Origin of the sequence: Bradyrhizobium oligotrophicum S58 (assembly GCF_000344805.1) — a bacterium.
Taxonomy (GTDB): domain Bacteria; phylum Pseudomonadota; class Alphaproteobacteria; order Rhizobiales; family Xanthobacteraceae; genus Bradyrhizobium; species Bradyrhizobium oligotrophicum.
Genome location: NC_020453.1, coordinates 713,091 through 733,451 on the forward strand (window position 1 = coordinate 713,091; position 20,361 = coordinate 733,451).

21 protein-coding genes and 1 riboswitch are annotated in these 20,361 nt (G+C 65.4%); of the genes, 17 read left to right on the forward strand and 4 right to left on the reverse strand.

The window, feature by feature from the left end:
- Window positions 1-64: 64 nt before the first annotated feature.
- From S58_RS03160 to S58_RS03190, 7 genes are all read left to right on the forward strand, one after another.
- Entirely contained in the window at window positions 65-1,078 is a 1,014-nt protein-coding gene (locus S58_RS03160; protein ID WP_015663793.1) for an ABC transporter permease, read from the forward strand.
- The gene (locus tag S58_RS03165; protein WP_015663794.1) at window positions 1,075-1,977 is read left to right on the forward strand and encodes an ABC transporter permease; all 903 of its coding nucleotides are present in this window, start codon (window positions 1,075-1,077) and stop codon (window positions 1,975-1,977) included. Before S58_RS03160 ends, S58_RS03165 begins: the two co-directional genes overlap by 4 nt.
- Window positions 1,978-2,154: 177 nt before the next feature.
- Window positions 2,155-3,963, forward strand: coding sequence for a dipeptide ABC transporter ATP-binding protein (locus S58_RS03170; RefSeq protein ID WP_015663795.1), 1,809 nt, complete (start codon window positions 2,155-2,157; stop codon window positions 3,961-3,963).
- Window positions 3,964-3,986: 23 nt separating this feature from the next.
- Window positions 3,987-4,166, forward strand: a complete 180-nt coding sequence (locus tag S58_RS03175; protein WP_015663796.1) for a DUF4089 domain-containing protein — start codon at window positions 3,987-3,989, stop codon at window positions 4,164-4,166.
- A 10-nt stretch (window positions 4,167-4,176) separates the two neighbouring features.
- Window positions 4,177-5,577, forward strand: coding sequence for an AtzE family amidohydrolase (locus S58_RS03180; RefSeq protein ID WP_015663797.1), 1,401 nt, complete (start codon window positions 4,177-4,179; stop codon window positions 5,575-5,577).
- Complete coding sequence (gene hpxZ / locus S58_RS03185) at window positions 5,558-5,950, forward strand: oxalurate catabolism protein HpxZ (RefSeq protein WP_015663798.1); 393 nt, start codon at window positions 5,558-5,560, stop codon at window positions 5,948-5,950. Before S58_RS03180 ends, hpxZ begins: the two co-directional genes overlap by 20 nt.
- 3 nt (window positions 5,951-5,953) lie before the next feature.
- Window positions 5,954-6,685, forward strand: a complete 732-nt coding sequence (locus tag S58_RS03190) for a GntR family transcriptional regulator (protein ID WP_015663799.1) — start codon at window positions 5,954-5,956, stop codon at window positions 6,683-6,685.
- Between the two features lie 185 nt (window positions 6,686-6,870).
- On the opposite strand, the gene atzF is transcribed toward S58_RS03190, so the two are convergent.
- The 3 genes from atzF to S58_RS03205 all read right to left on the reverse strand — a co-directional run bounded on the left by atzF (window position 6,871) and on the right by S58_RS03205 (window position 10,304).
- On the reverse strand, window positions 6,871-8,661 hold the full coding sequence (gene atzF / locus S58_RS03195; protein WP_015663800.1) for an allophanate hydrolase: 1,791 nt from the start codon (window positions 8,659-8,661) through the stop codon (window positions 6,871-6,873).
- Between the two features lie 251 nt (window positions 8,662-8,912).
- On the reverse strand, window positions 8,913-9,452 hold the full coding sequence (locus S58_RS03200; protein ID WP_015663801.1) for a DUF805 domain-containing protein: 540 nt from the start codon (window positions 9,450-9,452) through the stop codon (window positions 8,913-8,915).
- Window positions 9,453-9,797: 345 nt separating this feature from the next.
- Window positions 9,798-10,304, reverse strand: a complete 507-nt coding sequence (locus tag S58_RS03205; protein WP_015663802.1) for a MarR family winged helix-turn-helix transcriptional regulator — start codon at window positions 10,302-10,304, stop codon at window positions 9,798-9,800.
- Window positions 10,305-10,381: 77 nt separating this feature from the next.
- On the opposite strand from S58_RS03205, the gene S58_RS03210 reads away from it, so the two are divergent.
- The 9 genes from S58_RS03210 (at window position 10,382) to S58_RS03250 (ending at window position 18,495) form a co-directional block, all read left to right on the forward strand.
- Complete coding sequence (locus S58_RS03210) at window positions 10,382-11,605, forward strand: cytochrome P450 (RefSeq protein ID WP_015663803.1); 1,224 nt, start codon at window positions 10,382-10,384, stop codon at window positions 11,603-11,605.
- An 8-nt stretch (window positions 11,606-11,613) separates the two neighbouring features.
- Window positions 11,614-11,937, forward strand: coding sequence for a 2Fe-2S iron-sulfur cluster-binding protein (locus S58_RS03215; RefSeq protein WP_015663804.1), 324 nt, complete (start codon window positions 11,614-11,616; stop codon window positions 11,935-11,937).
- 75 nt (window positions 11,938-12,012) lie between these two features.
- A complete protein-coding gene (locus tag S58_RS03220; protein ID WP_015663805.1) occupies window positions 12,013-13,233 on the forward strand; it encodes an ABC transporter substrate-binding protein in 1,221 nt (406 codons plus the stop codon).
- A 263-nt stretch (window positions 13,234-13,496) separates the two neighbouring features.
- Window positions 13,497-14,669, forward strand: a complete 1,173-nt coding sequence (locus S58_RS03225; protein ID WP_015663806.1) for an ABC transporter substrate-binding protein — start codon at window positions 13,497-13,499, stop codon at window positions 14,667-14,669.
- A gap of 141 nt (window positions 14,670-14,810) precedes the next feature.
- Window positions 14,811-15,728, forward strand: a complete 918-nt coding sequence (locus tag S58_RS03230; RefSeq protein WP_015663807.1) for a branched-chain amino acid ABC transporter permease — start codon at window positions 14,811-14,813, stop codon at window positions 15,726-15,728.
- Window positions 15,725-16,672, forward strand: coding sequence for a branched-chain amino acid ABC transporter permease (locus tag S58_RS03235; protein WP_015663808.1), 948 nt, complete (start codon window positions 15,725-15,727; stop codon window positions 16,670-16,672). The genes S58_RS03230 and S58_RS03235 overlap by 4 nt, the downstream gene beginning before the upstream one ends.
- Complete coding sequence (locus S58_RS03240; protein WP_015663809.1) at window positions 16,665-17,435, forward strand: ABC transporter ATP-binding protein; 771 nt, start codon at window positions 16,665-16,667, stop codon at window positions 17,433-17,435. Before S58_RS03235 ends, S58_RS03240 begins: the two co-directional genes overlap by 8 nt.
- A gap of 16 nt (window positions 17,436-17,451) precedes the next feature.
- Complete coding sequence (locus S58_RS03245; protein ID WP_083938785.1) at window positions 17,452-18,156, forward strand: ABC transporter ATP-binding protein; 705 nt, start codon at window positions 17,452-17,454, stop codon at window positions 18,154-18,156.
- Window positions 18,157-18,282: 126 nt separating this feature from the next.
- Window positions 18,283-18,495: a transporter gene (locus S58_RS03250; protein WP_244440695.1), complete on the forward strand. Its 213-nt coding sequence runs from the start codon at window positions 18,283-18,285 to the stop codon at window positions 18,493-18,495.
- Here the strand turns inward: S58_RS03250 and S58_RS03255 are convergent.
- On the reverse strand, window positions 18,492-18,857 hold the full coding sequence (locus S58_RS03255; protein WP_015663811.1) for a hypothetical protein: 366 nt from the start codon (window positions 18,855-18,857) through the stop codon (window positions 18,492-18,494). The two genes, S58_RS03250 and S58_RS03255, sit on opposite strands and share 4 nt — an antisense overlap.
- Before the next feature lie 218 nt (window positions 18,858-19,075).
- A riboswitch (guanidine-I (ykkC/yxkD leader) is annotated at window positions 19,076-19,178 on the forward strand.
- A gap of 75 nt (window positions 19,179-19,253) precedes the next feature.
- Here S58_RS03255 and S58_RS03260 point away from each other — a divergent pair.
- The gene (locus S58_RS03260) at window positions 19,254-20,324 is read left to right on the forward strand and encodes a putative urea ABC transporter substrate-binding protein (protein WP_015663812.1); all 1,071 of its coding nucleotides are present in this window, start codon (window positions 19,254-19,256) and stop codon (window positions 20,322-20,324) included.
- Window positions 20,325-20,361 lie beyond the last annotated feature (37 nt).

Genomic DNA, 20,361 nt, shown 5'->3' on the forward strand with positions numbered 1-20,361 from the left:
AGGGGGGAGGGAGCCGATTGCGCCGTGCTGCGAAATCCTGCCTCGTTCTGACGAGGCTGTATCCATGCTGAGCCTCGTCGCCAAGCGTCTCGCCTTCGCGATCCCCTCGCTGATCGGCGTCGTGATCGTCACCTTCCTGCTCACCCGCGCGCTGCCCGGCGATCCCGCCGCTTATTTCGCAGGTCCCGCCGCCACCAAGGAAGCGGTGGAGCAGATCCGAAAGAAGCTCGGCCTCGACAAGCCGCTGGTCGAGCAGTTCTTCCGCTACACCGCCGATCTTGCCCATGGTGATCTCGGCAGCTCGCTGACGACAGGACAGCCGGTGGCGAGCGAGATCCGTAACCGCCTGCCGGCCTCCGCCGAGCTGACCTTGCTCGGCCTGCTGGTCTCGGTCGCCATCGCGCTGCCGCTCGGCGTGCTTGCGGCAACGCGGCCGGGGTCATGGATCGATCACGCCTGTCGTATCGTGACCACGGCGGGCGTGTCGCTGCCGGTGTTCTTCACCGGGCTGGTGCTGGTTTACGTGTTCTATTTCCAGCTCGGCTGGTCGCCGGCGCCGCTCGGCCGGCTCGACGTGTTCTACAGCGCCCCGCCCAACGTGACCGGCTTCTTCCTGATCGATACGCTGATCGCTGGAGATGGCGAGGCATTCCGCTCGGCGCTGAGCCAGCTGCTGCTGCCGGCCGCCACCTTGGCGATCTTCTCGCTGGCGCCGATCGCGCGCATGACGCGCGCGTCCATGCTTTCGGTGCTGTCATCGGAGTTCGTGCGAACGGCCCGCGCCTCCGGCCTGTCGCCCTCCACGGTCACCGTGACCTACGCGTTCCGCAACGCCATGCTGCCGGTGATCACGACGCTGTCGATGGTGTTCTCGTTCCTGCTCGGCGCCAATGTGCTGGTGGAGAAGGTGTTCGCCTGGCCGGGCATCGGCTCCTATGCGGTCGAGGCGCTGATCGCATCGGACTTCGCGCCAGTCCAGGGCTTCGTGCTGACGATGGCCGTCATGTACGTCGTCCTCAACCTCGTCATCGACATTCTCTATGGCGTCATCGATCCCCGTGTGAGGCTTGAAGGATGAGCACCGTCGCGCCGACCCTCGACCCCGCCGCCGGTCCGGCGAGGACGTCGGGAATATCAGCCCTGATTGGCCACACGCGTTATGTGCTGGCCGAGAACAGGGTCACGGGCTTTGCCTTCGGCCTGCTGGTCGTGATCCTGTTCGCGGCCCTGTTCGGGCCATGGATCGTGCCCTACGATCCGCTCGCCAGCGATACGGCGTCAGCGCTGAAGCCGCCGTCGGCCGCGCACTGGTTCGGCACCGATCAGCTCGGCCGCGACATCTTCAGCCGCGTCGTGGTCGCGGCCCGGCTCGATACGTTCATCGCGGTGGCCTCGGTCGTGCTGGTGTTCCTGATGGGCGGCCTCGCCGGCGTCGCCGCCGGCTTCTTTGGCGGTTGGACCGATCGCGTCGTCGGCCGCATCGCCGACACCATCATGGCGTTTCCGCTGTTCGTGCTGGCGATGGGCATCGTCGCCGCACTCGGCAACACCGTGCAGAACATCATCATCGCCACCGCGATCGTGAACTTCCCGCTCTATGCCCGCGTCGCGCGCGCCGAGGCCAATGTCCGCCGCAACGCCGGCTTCGTGCAGGCGGCGCGGCTGTCGGGCAACAGCGAGATGCGCATCCTGCTCGGCCACATCCTGCCCAACATCATGCCGATCATGATCGTGCAGATGTCGCTGACCATGGGCTACGCGATCCTCAATGCCGCCGGCCTCTCCTTCATCGGCCTCGGCGTCCGGCCGCCGACGGCCGAATGGGGCATCATGGTCGCCGAGGGCGCGTCCTTCATGGTGTCGGGCGAATGGTGGATCGCGCTGTTTCCCGGCCTCGCGCTGATGATCGCGGTGTTCTGCTTCAACCTGCTCGGCGACGGCCTGCGCGACATCGTCGACCCGCAGCGCAGGACGTAAGGCGATGAAGGCGCAACAAAGCCACGCTGTCATTGCCGGACTTGACCCGGCAATCCATCTCTTCAAGGAAGCCTTCGTTGGTATGATGGATGCGCGGGCCTTCGCCGCGCCGAAGGGGCTCCGGCCCCGCAGGCGGGTCAAGCCCGCGCATGACGATCGGAATAAGCGGAGCCATCCATGACCGCACAGCCGCTGCTCGACGTCCGCGATCTCACCGTCGAATTCTCCACCCGGCGCGGCATCGTCAAGGCGGTGCAACATGTCGACATCTCCGTCGCGAAGGGCGAGACCTTGGCGATCGTCGGCGAATCCGGCTCGGGAAAATCCGTGACGTCCTACGCGGTCATGCGCATTCTCGACCGGGCCGGGCGCATCGCCGAGGGCTCGGTGATGTTCTCCGGAGTCGACGTCAAGGCGGCAGACGAGAGCGCCATGCGTGATCTGCGCGGGCGCGAGATCTCGATGATCTTCCAGAACCCGCGCGCGGCGCTGAACCCGATCCGCAAAGTGGGCCAGCAGATCGAGGATGTGCTGAAGCAGCATGCCCAGGCGGCGGCCAGCGACCGCGCCGAGAAGGCGATCGCAGCCCTCGAACAGGTCAAGATCGCGCGCCCGCGTGAGCGCTATCACGCCTATCCGTTCGAGCTGTCGGGCGGCATGTGTCAGCGCGTCGTCATCGCGCTGGCGCTGGCCTGCAATCCGCAGCTGCTGATCGCGGACGAGCCGACGACGGGTCTCGATGTCACCACGCAGAAGGCGGTGATGGACCTCGTCGTCGAGCTGACCAAGAGCCGCGGCATGTCGACGATCCTGATCACGCATGATCTGGGTCTCGCTGCCGCGTATTGCGATCGCGTCGTGGTGATGGAGAAGGGCCGTGTGGTCGAGACCGCCAAGGCCGCCGACATCTTCGCCAATCCGCAGCATCCGTATACACGCAAGCTGATGCGCGCGACGCCGCGGCTCGGCGTGTCCTTGCGCGATCTGCTGCCGGAGGAGGAGGCATTGCCAAAACCACAGCCCGCCATCGCCGGGCTTGACCCGGCGATCCATCCCTCTTCGGAAGACTCGCTTGAGGGGATGGACCCCCGGGTCAAGCCCGGGGGTGACGAGCGGAATGAGGAGGGCGAGCGGAGCGTGAGCAGCACCAAGCCGCTCCTCCTGGTCGACAAGCTGGTCAAGGAATATCCGCGCCAGGGCGCAACCGCGACGCTGTCAAAACTGTTCGGCCGCAAGCCGGCGATCGAGCCCGAGGTGTTTCGCGCCGTCGACGGCATCAGCTTCACGGTCGGTCACGGCGAGAGCGTCGGCCTGGTCGGCGAATCCGGCTGCGGCAAGTCGACGACGTCGATGATGGTGATGCGGTTGCTCGACCAGACCTCGGGCCGCATCAGCTTCGACGGCGAGGAGATCGGCAACATCCTGCCGCAGGCGTTCGCGCGGCTGCCGCTGCGCAGCCGCATCCAGATGGTGTTCCAGGATCCGACCGACAGCCTCAATCCGCGCTTCACGGCCGTGCGCGCCATCGCCGATCCGATCCTGCAGCTCGGCGACATCAAGGGACGCAATGCCATTCGTGCGCGCTGCGAGGAGCTCGCGACCATGGTCGGCCTGCCGCTCAACCTGCTCGACCGCTTCCCGCATCAGCTCTCGGGCGGCCAGAAGGCGCGCGTCGGCATTGCGCGCGCCATTGCGCTGCACCCCAAGCTCGTCATCCTCGACGAGCCGACCGCGGCGCTCGACGTCTCCGTGCAGGCCGTCGTGCTCAATCTGCTGCAGGACCTCAAGCAGCAATTGGGCATGAGCTATCTGTTCGTCTCCCATGATTTGAATGTGGTGCGCCTGCTGTGCGATCGTGTGATCGTGATGCGGTCGGGCCGAATCGTCGAGGAAGGCACGTCGGAACGTGTGCTAGGTGATCCGCAGGATGCCTATACGCGTGAGCTGCTGACGGCGATTCCACACCCGCCGCTGCCGGCGCATTAAGCGCGAGCTTGAGGGAGAGGCTGATGGCTGAGCCATGGGACGACTACATCGATGCGGTCGGACGCGCGTTGAGCCTGCCGATCGAGGACGCCTGGCGTCCCGCGATCCGTGCCAATCTCGAGGTCTCGCTGAAGATGGCGAAACTGGTCGACGAATTCTTCCTGCCTGATGAAATCGAGCCTGCCAGTGTCTTCACCGCTTGATACGCCTGACATGACAGCCAGCGCCATCGCCGCCGCGGTGGCTGCACGCAAACTCACCGCCGTGGAGGCCACCGACGCCGCGCTCGCGCGGATTGCCGCGCGCGATGGCGTGCTCAATGCCTTCACCGATGTGACGGCGGATCGCGCACGCGCGAAGGCCCGTGCAGTCGACGCGGCCATCGCTGCCGGCCAGAGCGTCGGCCCGCTCGCCGGCGTGCCGTTCGCGGTGAAGAACCTGTTCGACGTCGAGGGCCTGCCGACCCGTGCCGGCTCCAAGATCAACCGTGATCGCCCGCCGGCTGCGCGCGATGCGACGCTGATCGCGCGCATGGAGACGGCGGGCGCCGTGCTCGTCGGCGCGCTCAACATGGGCGAATACGCCTACGACTTCACCGGCGAGAACGTTCATGACGGTCCGTCGCGCAATCCGCATGATCCGACGCGGATGAGCGGTGGCTCGTCGGGCGGTTCGGGCAGCGCGGTCGGCGGCGGCCTGGTGCCGCTCGCGCTTGGCTCCGACACCAACGGCTCGATCCGCGTGCCGTCGTCGTTCTGCGGCATCTTCGGCCTGAAGCCGACCTATGGCCGGCTGTCGCGCGCGCGCTCATTTCCGTTCGTCGCGAGCCTGGACCATCTCGGACCGTTTGCGCGCTCGGTCGAGGATCTCGCGCTCGCCTATGATGCAATGCAGGGACCCGACCCCGACGATGGCGCATGCACGACGCGTGCGCCGGAGCCGGTCTCGGGCCTGCTGTCGCAGGGGCTCGATGGACTGCGCATCGCCGTCGCCGGGGGGCACTTCCAGAAGCACCTCTTCCCTGAAGCTGCCGAAGCCGTCACTCGTGTGGCGACGGCGCTGAGGGCGACCGAGGTGGTCGAAGTGCCCGAAGCCGCGCGCGCCCGCGCCGCAGCCTATGTCATCAGCACGACCGAAGGCGCTTCGCTGCATCTTGATCGGCTGCGAACGCGTCCCAACGATTTCGATCCCGCGGTGCGCGATCGCCTGATCGCGGGTGCGATGATTCCAGCGCCCATGGTCGACCGTGCGCAGAAGTTTCGCCGCTGGTATCGCGCCCAGGTGCTCGAGCTCTTCAAGTCCGTCGACGTGCTGATCGCACCGGCGACGCCGTGCGTTGCGCCCAAGCTGGGGCAAGCCACCTTCGTGCTCGACGGTGTCGAGCTTCCGGTGCGCGCCAACATCGGCATTCACACGCAGCCGATCTCGTTCATCGGCCTCCCCGTTGTTGCGGTTCCGATTCCCCTAGCGCCGATGCCCATTGGCGTGCAGATCATCGCGGCGCCCTGGTGCGAACATGTCGCATTGCGTGTGGCCCACGCCTTGCAACAGCTTGGCGTCGCCGCTGCGCCGGCCCCGAGAGGAGTTCTGGAGAATGGAAGTCGATCTGCCTGACGTCGTCGCCGAGGTCACAGCGCAGTTCCAGCGCTATGAACAGGCGCTGGTCAGCAACGATGTCGGCGTGCTCGACGAGCTGTTCCGGAAGGATGCGCGTACCTTGCGCTACGGCATCGGCGAGAACCTCTATGGCTATGGCGAGATATCGGCGTTTCGCGCTGCACGCTCGCCAGCGGGATTGGCGCGGCGTACCGCGCGGACCGTCATCACGACCTATGGCCGCGACACTGCGGTCGCCTCGACCCTGTTCTATCGCGACACTGTGCCCGGCAAGGTCGGACGTCAGATGCAGACCTGGATCCGCTGTCCCGAGGGCTGGAGAATCGTCGCCGCCCATGTCAGCATCATCGACGAAGCAAAAGGCGGCTGAGGCATGAGCCTGGACGATCTTCCGCCGCGGACGCGCGCGCGGGTCATCCTTGAATCCGATGCGCCGCGCAGCGACCGCGCGCCCCCTGCCGTGGCCAAGATCACGCGTGCCGAGGAACTGCGGCTGCAGCTCGCCGACGACATCGTGCGCGGTGCGCTGGCGCCGGGTGCGCCGCTCGACGAGACCGAGATCGCCAAGCGTTTCAACGTGTCGCGCACGCCGGTGCGCGAGGCGCTGCGGCAGCTCGCGACCTCGGGCCTGATCGAGGCACGCGCGCATCGCGGTGCGGTGGTTGCGCGGCCGTCGGTCGACCGGCTGACCGGAATGTTCGAGGCGATGGCCGAGCTGGAAGGGTTGTGCGCCGGGCTCGCCGCGCAGCGCATGACCCCGGTGGAGCGGCAGCGGCTGGAAGCCATTCACGAGGAGTTGCGCAATCTCAGCCACGCCGGCAATCCCGAGCGCTTCCACGAGGTCAACGAGCGCTTCCACAACGCGATCTACGCCGGCGCGCACAACGCCTACATCGCCGAGATCACCTTGGCGACGCGGGTGCGCGTGCAGCCGTTCCGCCGCGCCCAGTTCCGCAATCTCGGCCGCCTCGCCAAGTCGCATGCCGAGCACGACCGCGTCGTCGTCGCCATTCTCCGCGGCGACAAGGCCGGAGCGGCGAGTGCGATGAAAGCGCATATCGAGCTGGTGCGCGGCGAGTACGAGATCTACGCGGTATCGGTGTAGATCGTCGTTTGAGCGGTAGGGTGGGCAAAGGCGCGTGGCGGACTATCCTCGTTCGTGATCGACGTGGCGCCGTGCCCACCATTCCAACTGATGAGTTCGTTGTTGGCCGGTGGGCACGCTGCCGCACCCGGCGGCCGCTTTGCTCACCCTACGGCTCCGCTCGCCATGATGACGAGCAAAACCGATCAGCTCTTCTGCGCCATGTACGCCCGCCAGCCCCCGAACTCCGAGATGTCGCGGGCGCCGTCGAGGGCGGCGGGCTCGACGAGAAAACCCTTGGCGTTGCGGCCGTCGGCGAGTCGGATCGTGCCGATCGACAATGGCGGCGGAATCAGGTTGACGAACTTGCCGAAGCTCGCCGCCGACAGGGCCCAGAGCTCGACGGCCATCGTGGTGCCTTGGCCCGGCTCGATCCGCAGCATGCCCGGCTTGGGCGGCGTGGTCGACAGCGCGTACAGCTTGTAGTCCGGCGCGGTCGCTGTCGCCTCGAGCAGCCGGCCGCCGAGACTTGTCAGCTCGTGGTTCAGCGCCATGCCCGACAGATGCGCTCCGACCACGACGATGGCGATCTCATCGCCATGCAGTGATGCGGACGGCGCGGCGAGCGGCGGCTGGGGGATCGACTTCGCCCCGAGCGGCAGTGCCGTGTCGGCATGGAACGCGCGGCCGAGGCTGGCGAGGGCCGCGTCGCGCCCGGCTGGCGCCAGCAGTGTGATGCCGAATGGAATGCCGTCGCTGCGCATCGCGGCCGGCACGGCCAGTCCGCAGAGGTCGAGCAGGTTGACGAAGTTGGTGTAGGTACCGAGCCGGCTGTTGAGCAGGATCGGATCGGCGAGCACCTCCGCGGTCGTGTAGGCGGTCGGCGCCGTCGGCAGCAGCAGCGCATCGACCGCGGCGAAGGTGCGTTCCGCCACCTTGCGCAGCGCCTGCAGGCGATACAATGCGGCGAACGTGTCGGCCGCGGTGCCGCGCGCGCCGCCGATGGTGATCTCGCGCGTCACCGGATGAATCGCGTCGGGATCGGAGGCCAGGAGATCGCGGATGACGAGGTAGCGCTCGGCGACCCACGGACCTTCATAGAGCAGCCGCGCGGTCTCGTAGAACGGCTCGAGGTCGAACTCGACGAGCTCGGCGCCGAGCTTGACGAAGCGCGCCGCTGCGGCCCCGTATGCGGCCTCTGCCGCCTTGTCGCCGAAGAAGATCAGCTGACCGGGGCGAGGAATGCCGAGCTTCACGCCCGTCGGAAAGGCCGTCACGGCCGCCAGCGGCCGGTCGCGCGAAAACGGATCGAGCGGATCGGGCGCGGCGACCACCGAGAGCGCCGTGGCGGCGTCGTCGACCGTGAGCGCGAACACCGAGATGCAGTCGAGCGTGCGACAGGCCGGCACGAGACCCGACGTCGAGATCATGCCGAGGCTGGGCTTCAGCCCGACGATGTTGTTGAGCATCGCCGGGACGCGGCCGGAGCCGGCCGTATCCGTTCCGAGCGACAGGGGCACGAGACCGGCTGAGACCGCGACCGCCGAGCCGGAGCTCGATCCGCCCGGCACGAGATCGCCGTGAACGGGATTTTTTGGAATGCCGTAGGGCGAGCGCACGCCGACGAGGCCGGTGGCAAACTGGTCGAGATTGGTCTTGCCGATGATGATGGCGCCGGCCGCTCGCAGCCGCGCCACTGCGGTGGAATCGCGCGCCGGCGTATAGGCGAAGGCCGGGCAGGCGGCCGTGGTCGGCAGGCCCGCCACGTCGATGTTGTCCTTGATCGCGACCGGCACGCCGTAGAGCGGCAGCGTCGCCGTATCCTTGGCCGCAAGGCCCTCGGCCTCGGCGACGGCATCCGCCTCGTCGCGCAGGCTGATGAAGATGGCGGGATCATTGTGGGCGCGGATGCGCGCGTAGCTCCGCGCGACGGTCTCCCTGGGCGTCATCAGGCCGGCGCGGTGGCCGGCGACGATCTCGGCAATGGTTTCGGTCACGCGACGCCCCGCGTCTCATCCGAACCCGCTCTTTGATTGGCCATGTCCTTGCGCTCCGCGTCGCCGATCCTGCTGCGAACGTAGCAAGCCATGTGCCATTGTGTACACGGCGCCGACGCCGTGATTGCGACGAAAAATCCGATATATCAGAGGGTTGGAGAAGCCGCCGACGAGTTGAGCGGCTTGGCGGCCGGCATGGTCTCAGCGTTTTGCCTAATTAAGCAGCAGCCTGAGCGCCAGACAGGGGCCGCCTACCACCCGCGCCGGCCGGCGTCACCGCTGGTGATCCGCGCAAGCCGCGCCTCGGTGGCCGAGCCCGCGCTGCGGGCGCTCCGGACCGTGGCCGACGGCGCGCGGCTCGCTCCGCCGGACGACGGTGCGTCGTCGGCGCTGCTCGGAAAGAACAAGAGCGCGACGCAGAGGCCGAGATTGATCAGCGCGCCGACCCAGGTGCCGGAATGCGCGGCCGTCGCCGCGTATTCCGGAAACCGCGTGGCAATGACGTAATCCAGGACCATGATCGCGATCCAGGCGGGGATCACGCAGACCGGATCCCAGCCGATGTCGCGGAAGCGCATCGCCTGCAGCATCAGGTTCGCCAGCAGGCACAGGCCGATCACCACCATGATCGGCACGCTGATCGCGAGCGCCGAGTTTTGCGGAGCGATGGCGGCCAGACCCACGGCGACGACGACAGCCAGAATCCCCGTGACGACGGCGAGACCGATCGAGGCCAGGAAATATTGCAGGCGGCCGAGGCGCGCATTGAATCCGAAAATGAACCCCAACATTCGCCTCTCCCCGCAGGCCGCGCCGCAAGAGGGGCGCCGTGCCGACACGGCATAGCAGGGCGAAATTGCTGCGCGCCTTCGCCGATGCCTAAAATTGGAAACATCAGCGCGGCAGCCTTTTCGCGCTGCGACAAATGGAGCGATCCAAATCTATCGTTGCCAAAGCAACTAATTCGTGGAACGATCGACTCGTTGAATGATGGAGGCGCGGGATGATCTGCGTCTCGAAGAGGGGACGGAAACGCCATGCGCAGCCTGCTCGCCGCAGGCGCGGCCGCTTGCGTGCGCGCTGATGGACCACCCCAGCGGACAGGTCAGCCGTTTAACGGCTCATATCCGACTGGCTCAGCTCGCGCCCGTGACGGCGTCGAGATTGTCGTGGATGCGGCGCAGCAGCGTGATCAGCACTTCCTGCTCATTCTTGTCGAGACAGGCCAACAGGCGCCGCTCGCGCTCCAGCGCGGCGATGATGACCTTGTCATGCGTCGCGCGCCCCTTCGCCGTCAGCGAGATCGAATGGCTGCGGCCGTCCTGCGGGTCGTTGCGGATCGCGATCAGGCCACGGCTTTTCATCAGCGCCAGGGTGCGGCTGACCGGGCCCTTGTCGAAGCCGATCACGCTGCAGATCCGCGAGGCCGGAATTCCCGGCTCGATCGCCAGCAGCGACATGATTCGCCATTCCGTGACGTTGACGCCGAAATTGCGCTGGTAGAACGCGGTGGCGCTGTTCGACAGCTTGTTGGCGATGAAGGTGATGAAGGCCGGCACATAGCGATCGAGATCGAGCGTGAGGCCTTGCCCCTCTGCCTGGCGCGGCTGCGCTTTGCGCGGCGTTCCGGATTTCTCGCTCATGACCCCCAGCGTCCATGCATTGCCACTCATAGGGACACGAAAAGCCGCATGACAAGGCCAAACTTCGGGAGGTCAGCATGAACCCAACAGGTCTTTCCGCCAGCCCAGCCGGTGCGCCGGCGATTCCGCATCTCGCCATCGATCCGTTTTCTTATGGCTTCTTCGACGATCCCTATCCGGCACATCACGAGATGCGCGAGGCCGGGCCTGTGGTCTATCTCGACACATGGAACGTCTACGGCGTTGCCCGCTATGCCGAGGTTTATGCGGTCTTCAACGATCCCCAGACCTTCTGCTCCAGCCGCGGCGTGGGCCTCAGCGATTTCACCAAGGAGAAGCCGTGGCGGCCGGCGAGCCTGATCCTGGAGGCCGATCCGCCGGCGCATACGCGCACCCGTGCGGTGCTGAGCAAGGTGCTGTCGCCGGCCGTCATGAAGCGGCTGCGCGACGGCTTCATGGCCGCGGCCGAAGCCAAGGTCGATGAGCTCGTGGCGCGCGGCGCGTTCGATGCGATCCCCGATCTCGCCGAGGCTTATCCGCTGTCGGTGTTTCCCGATGCGCTCGGGCTCCAGCCCGAGGGACGTGAGCATCTCATTCCCTATGCGAGCCTGGTGTTCAATGCGTTCGGGCCGCCGAACGAATTGCGCCAGCAGGCGATCGAGCGCTCGGCGCCGCACCAGGCCTATGTCACGGCGCAGTGTCAGCGCGACAACCTCACGCCCGGCGGCTTCGGCGCCTGCATTCATGCCTTCTCCGACACCGGCGAGATCACGCCGGCCGAGGCGCCGCTGCTGGTGCGTTCGCTGCTGTCGGCCGGGCTCGACACGACGGTCTATGGCGTCGGTGCCGCGGTATATTGCCTCGCCCGCTTTCCCGACCAGTGGGCTCGGCTGCGCGCCGATCCCTCGCTGGCGCGCAACGCGTTCGAGGAGGCCGTGCGGTTCGAGAGCCCGGTGCAGACCTTCTTCCGCACCACGACACGTGATGTCGAGCTCGGCGGCGTCGTCATTCCGGAAGGCGAAAAGGTGCTGATGTTCCTGGGCGCCGCCAACCGCGATCCGCGCCGCTGGGAGCAGCCGGACAGCTACGACATCACCCGCAAAGTTTCCGGCCATGTCGGCTTCGGCTCCGGCATCCACATGTGCGTCGGTCAGCTCGTCGCGCGGCTCGAAGGCGAGGCGGTGCTGACCGCGCTGGCGCGCAAGGTGGGAAGCATCACGATGAGCGCTGAGCCGGTGCGCCGCTACAACAACACGCTGCGCGGGCTTGCCAGCCTGCCGGTCACCTTCACTCCAGCCTGAGCGATGCCATGACGACGATCACCTTCATTCATGCCGACAACCGCAGCGAGCGCGTGGAGGCCGTGGACGGCGACAGCCTCATGATGGCGGCGCTGACCCATGGCGTCGACGGCATCGTCGCCGAATGCGGCGGCAACGCCGTCTGCGCGACGTGTCACGTCTATGTCGATGAGGCCTGGGCGTCGAAGCTGGATCCGGTGTCCGACGACGAGGACGCCCTGCTCGACGGCACCGCGGCTGAGCGGCGGCCGAACAGCCGGCTGTCCTGCCAGATCAAGGTTCAGCCGGGGCTCGCCGGGCTCGTGATCCGCATTCCGGACCGGCAGAGCTGACTCTTCTGCGTCCGGACGCGATGTCCGGATGCAGCGACAACAATCAAAACAAGCAACACACGGGGAGGGACTTTGATGAAACAGTTCAATTCTTGCGCGCTGGCGCTGGCCGCATCGGTCGGCCTTGCGGCCACGGCGTGGGCTGGAGAGATCTCGGACAATGTCGTGCGCGTCGGCGTGCTCAACGACATCTCCGGCATCTTCCAGGACACCAACGGCATGGGCTCGGTCGAGGCCGCCCGCATGGCAGCGGAGGATTTCAACGGCGGCGGCAAAGGTATCAAGGTCGAGATCGTCTATGCCGACCACCAGAACAAGGCCGATGTCGGCTCGGCGATCACGCGCAAATGGCTCGATGTCGACAAGGTCGATGCCGTCGTCGACGTGCCCAACTCGGCCGTCGGCCTCACCGTGAACGAGCTGCTGCGCAACAGCCGCATGACCTTCCTGGCCTCGTCGACCGCAAGCTCCGATCTCACCGGCAAGGCGTGCTCGCCGAACACCATCCAGTGGGTCAACGACGCCTGGGCGACGGGAAACACCACGGCAGCCGCGATGATGGGGCGCGGCGGCAAGGACTGGTACTTCATCACGGTCAACTACGCGCTTGGCCAGGGCATCGAGGCGGAAGCCACCAACTACATCGAGAAGCATGGCGGCAAGGTGCTGGGCTCGGCCAAGCATCCGCTGGGCACCACGGATTTTGCCTCGTTCCTGCTGCAGGCGCAGGGCTCGAAGGCGAAGGTGATCGGGCTTGCCAATGCCGGCGGCGACACCATCAACGCCGTCAAGCAGGCGTCCGAGTTCGGCATCCAGCAGGGCGGGCAGTCGCTGGTCGCCTTCCTGCTGTTCATCAACGACGTCCACGGCATGGGCCTGAAGGCGGCGCAGGGCCTGCAGCTGCTCGAAGCGTTCTATTGGGACATGGACGACGACACCCGCGCCTTCGCCAATCGCTTCGCCGCACGTCCGGGCATGAACGGCAAGATGCCGAGCGGCAACCAGGCCGGCGTCTATGCCTCGACGCTCGCCTATCTCAACGCGGTCGCGGCCACCGGCAGCGACGATGCCAAGGACGTGGTGCCGCAGATGAAGACGGTGAAGGGCAAGGACAAGCTGTTCGGCGACGTGACCATCCGCGCCGATGGCCGCGTGGTGCACCCGATGTATCTGTTCGAGGTCAAGAAGCCGGACGAGTCGAAATATCCTTACGACTACTATCGCCTGGTCTCGACGATCCCGGCCGAGCAGGCGTTCCGGCCGATCGCCGACGGTGGTTGCGCGCTGGTGAAGTGACGGTCGATAGGCGGGAGATGAACAGCATCGCAGCCGGCCGTGTCATGCTGACGCGGCCGGCTTTTGCTGTGCCGCAGTATCCTTAACAAGCACTATAGTTCTTGCCTTTGCCCATTTCCGGGAATTATGGTGCATGGATCGGTGGCGCGCGGCGCGAAGGCCGCGTAACGGGACGCTGCGGCGAAACGCCGCCGTTCGCCGTGCTGCTGCGTGCCGGTGACGAAACAACGATAAGAACGATCTGTTTGAGGGGAGGGAAGACCATGAAGACGAGCTTCTGGCTGGCGAGTGCTGCGGCGCTCATCGTTTCGAATGCCGCTTTTGCCGGCGACACCATCAAGATTGGCTTCGTCTCGACGTTCAGCGGTCCGACCGCCGTGATCGGCAACGACATGCGCAATTCGTTCGAGCTCGCGCTCGACCATCTCGGCCGCAAGATCGACGGCAAGCCGGTCGAGGTGATCTACGAGGACGACCAGCAGAAGCCTGACGTCGGCAAGCAGAAGACCGAGAAGCTGGTGCAGTCCGACAAGGTCGATTTCATCGTCGGCTACATCTGGTCGAACGTGCTGCTGGCATCGCTGAAGACGGCTGTGGATTCCCAGACCATCCTGATCTCGGCCAATGCCGGCCCCTCGCAGCTCGCCGGCGAATTGTGCTCGCCCTACGTATTCTCGACCTCCTGGCAGAACGACCAGACGCCTGCCGCGATGGGCCTCTACATGAACCAGAAGGGCGTCAAGTCGGTGTTCCTGATCGGACCCAACTATGCGGCCGGCAAGGACATGCTGGCGGGCCTGAAGAGCACCTTCAAGGGCCAGGTCGTCGGCGAGGAATATACGGTGTGGCCGAGCCAGCTCGACTTCTCGGCCGAGCTCTCCAAGGCCCGCGCCTCCGGCGCCGAGTCGATCTTCGTGTTCTATCCGGGCGCAGCCGGCGTGCAGTTCCTCAATCAATATTCGCAGGCCGGCCTCAAGGAGAAGATGCCGCTCTACACCGCCTTCACGGTCGATGAATTGTCGCTGCCGCTGCAGAAGGATAATGCGATCGGCGTGCCCGGCGCGCAGGAATGGGTCAACGACCTGCCGAACGAGCAGAACAAGAAGTTCGTCGAGGACTACCGCAAGAAATATACCGGCCTGCGACCGACCTATTACGGCGCCCAGGCCTATGACGCGGCGCAACTGATCAACAGCGCGGTGGTTGCGGTCAAGGGCGACACGTCCAAGAAGGACGCGATGAAGGCCGAGATGGAGAAGGCCAACTTCAAGTCGCTGCGCGGCGCGTTCAAATACGGCAACAACCACATCCCGATCCAGAGCTTCTACCTGCAGGACGTGGTGAAGGATGCCGACGGCCAGCTCTCGCTGAAGACGGTCGCCACCATCGTCGAGAACGACCAGGACCGCTTCCACGACAAGTGCCCGATGAAATGAGCGAAAAGAATCCGGGTCTGGCCCAAACAGGCCTGGAATTTGCTTGAAGCTTAAAACATCTCCGGCCTAAGATCGGGGCGGACATGGCGGCAGCGCCTGCAACGGTTCTGCCGCCGTCTTTTTGAGCGTGAAGTGAGGGGCATGCTTCTCGTCGTCGAACAATTCCTGAACGGGCTGCAGTTCGGACTGCTGCTGTTCCTGCTGGCTGCCGGTCTGACGCTGGTGTTCGGCATCATGGACCTCGTCAACCTCGCCCATGGCTCGCTCTACATGATGGGCGCCTATTTCGCGGCGACCTTCGTGGCCTGGACCGGCAGCTTCGTTCTCGGGGCCATCCTGGCGCTCGGCGCCACGCTTCTGCTCGGCATCGTGCTCGAATTTACGGCACTGCGCCATCTCTATGGGCGCGACCACCTCGATCATGTGCTGGCGACATTCGGCCTGATCCTGTTCTTCAACGAGGCCGTCCGGTTGATCTGGGGCCCGGCGGGACTGGCGCTGCCGCTGCCGTCCTGGCTCGCCTTCCCGGTCACGATCCTGCCCGGCATCCAATATCCGGCCTATCGCCTCGCCATCATCGTGGTGGCGCTGCTGGTGGCGCTGCTCCTCTATCTCGGCGTCATGCGCACGCGCATCGGCATGCTGATCCGCGCCGGCGCCTCCAACCGCGAGATGATCGGCGCGCTGGGTATCAATATCAAGCTGCTCTACACGCTGGTGTTCGGCCTCGGCGCCGCGCTCGCCGGCCTCGCCGGGCTGATGCAGGCGCCGATCCTCACGGTGCAGATCGGCATGGGCGAGAACATCCTGATCCTCGCCTTCGTCGTGATCGTGATCGGCGGCATCGGCTCGATCCGCGGCGCGTTCATCGCCGCGATCATGATCGGCCTGATCGATACGATGGGGCGCGCCTTCCTGCCCAACCTGCTGCGCCAGGTGCTGAATTCGGCAGCGGCCTCCACCGCGGCGCCGGCGCTGTCGTCGATGCTGATCTATCTCCTGATGGCGATCGTGCTGGTGGCGCGGCCTGAAGGTCTGTTTCCGGCCAACCGCAGATGAAATCGCAACTCAACGTCCAGAACGTGTTCGCCGCGCTGGTGGTCGCCGGCCTCGTGCTGCTGCCGGTCTATTCGAACCTCTCCGGCAACATCTTCATCCTCACGCTGTTCACGCGTATCGTGATCCTGGCGCTGTCGGCGGTCAGCCTGAACCTGATCATGGGCTATGGCGGCATGATGAGTTTTGGCCATGCCGCCTATCTCGGCATCGGCGGCTACGCCGTCGGCATCCTCGCGCAGGAAGGCATCGGCTCCGGCTGGGCCCAGTTCGCCGTGGCGATCGCGGTATCGGCGCTCTATGCGCTGGTGATCGGCGCGCTGTCGTTGCGCACCCGCGGCGTCTATTTCATCATGATCACGCTGGCCTTCGCGCAGATGGCCTATTACGTCGCTTCGGGCCTCGCCCGCTATGGCGGCGATGACGGGCTCACGGTCTACAAGCGCAGCGATTTCGGTGGCCTGATCAATCTCGGCAACCGCGTGCAGTTCTACTATCTGTGCCTCGGCTGCCTGCTGGCCATCGTCGTGCTGGTCTGGCGCATCGTCAATTCGCGCTTCGGCCTGGTGCTGCAGGGCCTGCGCTCCAACGAGCAGCGCATGCAGGCGATCGGCTTTCCGTCGAAACGCTACAAGCTTGCCTGCTTCGTCATCGCCGGCATGCTGTGCGGGCTATCAGGCGCGCTGCTTGCCAACAACACCGATTTCGTCAGCCCCGCCGTGATGTACTGGACCCGCTCCGGCGACCTGATGGTGATGGTGATCCTGGGCGGCATGGGCACCCTGATGGGGCCGGTCGTCGGCTCGGTCGTGTTCCTGGTGCTGGAAGAGGTGCTGTCGCAACTCACTGAGTATTGGGCGCTGATCATGGGCCCGCTGCTGCTCCTGATCGTGCTGTTCGGGCGCGGCGGCATCATGGGCATGCTCGGGAGGTTGAACCGTGGCTGAACCCCTGCTTCGCGTCGACAATCTCGTGCGCCGCTTCGGCGGCATCATCGCCACCGATCACGTCTGCCTCGACGTCGCCAAGGGCGAGATCCACGCCATCATCGGTCCGAACGGCGCCGGCAAGACCACCTTGATCAGCCAGCTCACTGGCCATCTTGCGCCGCACGGCGGACGCATCTTCCTCGGCGGGCGCGACATCTCGCATTTCCCTGCCTACAAGCGCAGCGCGCTCGGGCTGGCGCGCTCGTTCCAGATCACCTCGCTGCTGACCGACTTCACCGCGGCCGACAATGTCGCGCTGGCGGCGCAGGCCCATGACGGCAAGCATTCGTTCCGTTTCTTCGCGGCTGCCCGCAAGGACAAGCCGCTGCGCGCCGCCGCGCACGCGGCGCTGGAGCGCGTCGGTCTCGGCCATCGCGCCGACGTGCTGGTGTCCCGGCTCAGCCATGGCGAGCAGCGCGAGCTGGAGCTCGCGGTCGCGCTGGCAACCAAGCCGCAACTGCTGTTGCTCGATGAGCCCATGGCCGGTCTCGGGGTGACCGAGTCGCAGCGCATGGTGAAGCTGTTGTTGGAGCTGCGCCGCGAGGTGTCAATCGTGCTGGTCGAACACGACATGGAGGCGGTGTTCGCGCTGGCCGACCGCATTTCGGTGCTGGTCTATGGCCGCATCATTGCGTCGGGCATGCCGGATGAGATCCGGCAGAACGAAGAGGTCAAGCGCGCCTATCTCGGCGATCAGCACGTGGTGGTCGGCCATGGTTGATCACAAGACGAACGGCATGCTGCTCGAGGTCGACGGCATCGAGACCTGCTACGGCCTGAGCCAGGTCCTGTTCGGACTGTCCCTGGCCATTCGGCCCGGCGAGATGGTCTCGCTAATGGGCCGCAACGGCATGGGCAAGACCACGACCATCCGCTCGATCATGGGCCTGACTCAGGCGCGCGCGGGCACCATCCGTTTCAGCGGCCAGGAGACACGGCGGCTGCCATCCTACCGGATCGCCCAGCTTGGCATCGGCCTGGTGCCGGAGGGGCGGCAGATCTTCCCGAACCTCACCGTCACCGAAAACCTTGTCGCGGCCTCCACCAACCGGCTCGGCGCGTCCGATCCATGGACGCTCGATAAGATCCACGCGCTGTTTCCGCGGCTAGCCGAGCGCGGCGGCAACATGGGCAATCAGCTCTCCGGCGGCGAGCAGCAGATGCTGGCGATCGGCCGGGCACTGATGACCAATCCGAAGCTGCTGATCCTCGACGAGGCGACCGAAGGCCTGGCGCCGCTGATCCGCGAGGAGATCTGGAACTGCCTGTCGCTGCTGAAGTCGCGCGGGCAGTCGATCCTCGTCATCGACAAGAACGTCGGACATCTGACCCGCATCTGCGACCGCCATTACATCATCGAGCGCGGCCGCACGGTCTGGAGCGGCACCTCGGACCAGCTCATGGCCGAGCCCGACCTGCAGCATCGGTATCTCGGGATTTGAGAACGGCGCGATCCCGCCGAGACGACATGGAAGCGGATTGACTCACATCAAGATCATGTCGCGCGCGGGTGCGTAGATTTTAGCAGCCGTGCTGTCATGCGCTGATTTTTCGCATTGAGGCGCGGCTTGGACGGGGCTATTCTCTCAGGTGGTACTTTGTTTTGCCTTTTATCAAAGGTTGAGCAGATGCGTGCGCCTCATCTCCGAATGGAAGCACCGAAAAAAGCCGTGGCCGGTCTGCGCGGCTTCTGGTCGGATCACGCCGACCTTGAGACGGTGCTGTGCATCGCTTTCATGCTGATCGTCGGAATCATCGTCAAGCTGACGCCGCCAACCTAGGCGCTTGCAAGCAGCGATCTCCCGAACGGGATATACTTCTGGTACTCCTTCGGCACGCGGCTGCGGTAGCGCGAGGGCACCTTGCCGCTACGCAACGACTCCTCGACTTCCTTTCGCGTGCTGACCTTGGTCCGCTTCCTCTTCGGCGCGGCCGCATCGCTCGCAGGCTTGATGTCGCCGGCCTTGTCGGTCGATGCGGCGGGTGCAGGCTCAGGAGTCGCTGTTGCGGCGGGGGCGGGGCTTGCGGCGGGAGCGGGTTGGGCTGGCGTATCCTGGGCCGGTGCGCTCTGCGCGACGGCTGCTCCGGCGCTGACACAAAGAGCCAGCACGCTTGCGACTGCCACCCGGGACAAGTTGATCATTAACGAGACTCCAAACCAAGGCGGCTGATGTGCTGGCCTGATGAGTCGTCCGTGCGCGCCGACCGGTTCATGCTTCCTCGGTATGGCTGTCGCCCCGCCGATGAGCCTCATCGCCCAAGATCAATTCGTGGTGCCATTTTTTTGAGCACAGGCTGCAGTGCGTTGCGTTGAATCGCAAGCACTTTTCTCTGGCACGCGGATTGCTCCTCCAATTGCTTAGAGTTGGCAGCTAGGGTTCCGGTTCTCGTCGAGAGAATGCTGGTCCGAGAGCAGCCGCCAGGGGAGAGCCCTGGTGCACGGCGGGATAAAAACCCGGGAGACCTCAGTGGCCGCGCTTGGCAGGCACGAGGTTCTTCATGCCAGTCCGCAGGTCGCACAACCTATGAGGGACTGGACATGTTCAACGCGCGAAATCTGTTTGTTGCACTGCTCGCTGCATCCACGCTGGCGACCGCATCGCTGTCGCCGGCCTTGGCTGAAAAGAAGAAAGAGTTCAATATCGCCTGGACGATCTATGTCGGCTGGATGCCGTGGCCCTATGCGGCCGAGTCCGGCATCGTCAAGAAGTGGGCCGACAAATACGGCATCTCGATCAAGGTCACCCAGATCAACGACTACGTCGAGTCGATCAATCAATACACGGCCGGCAAGTTCGACGGCGTCACCGTCACCAACATGGATGCGCTGACCATCCCTGCTGCCGGCGGCGTCGACACCTCGGCCATCATCATGGGCGACTACTCCAACGGCAATGACGGCGTGGTGCTGAAGAAGGGCAAGACGCTGGCCGACATCAAGGGCCAGAAGGTCAACCTCGTCGAGCTCTCGGTGTCGCATTATCTGCTGGCGCGCGGGCTCGAAACTGCGAAGCTGTCCGAGAAGAACATCAAGACCGTCAACACATCCGACGCCGACATCGTCGCTGCCGCGAAATCGCCGGACACCACCGCAGTCGTGACCTGGAATCCGCAACTGCTGGAAGTGAAGGCCGAGCCGGGCGCGACGCTGGTGTTCGATTCCAGCAAGATCCCGGGCGAGATCGAGGATCTCCTGGTCGTCAACAGCGCGACGCTGAAGGACAATCCGGAGCTTGGCAAGGCGCTGGTCGGCATCTGGTACGAGACCATCGCGCTGATGAAGGACCAGAGCGAGAAGGGCAAGGCCGCGCGCGAGGCGATGGCCAAGCTGTCGGGCACCGATCTCGCCGGCTTCGAGACCCAGCTCAAGACCACGTTCATGTATTACGAGCCGAAAGATGCGCTCGCCTTCATGACCGGGGCGGAGTTGCCGAAGATCATGGATCACGTCCGCACCTTCTGCTTCGATCACAATCTGCTCGGCGAGAACGTGAAGTCGAAGGATGCGGTCGGCATCTCCACGCCGACGAAGGCGCTGGGCTCCACGACCAACGTGAAGCTGCGCTTCGATCCGACCTATATGAAGATGGCCGCCGACGGAAAGCTCTGAGCCGTCTGCGCAACCGGTCTCACCCCTCATCCTGAGG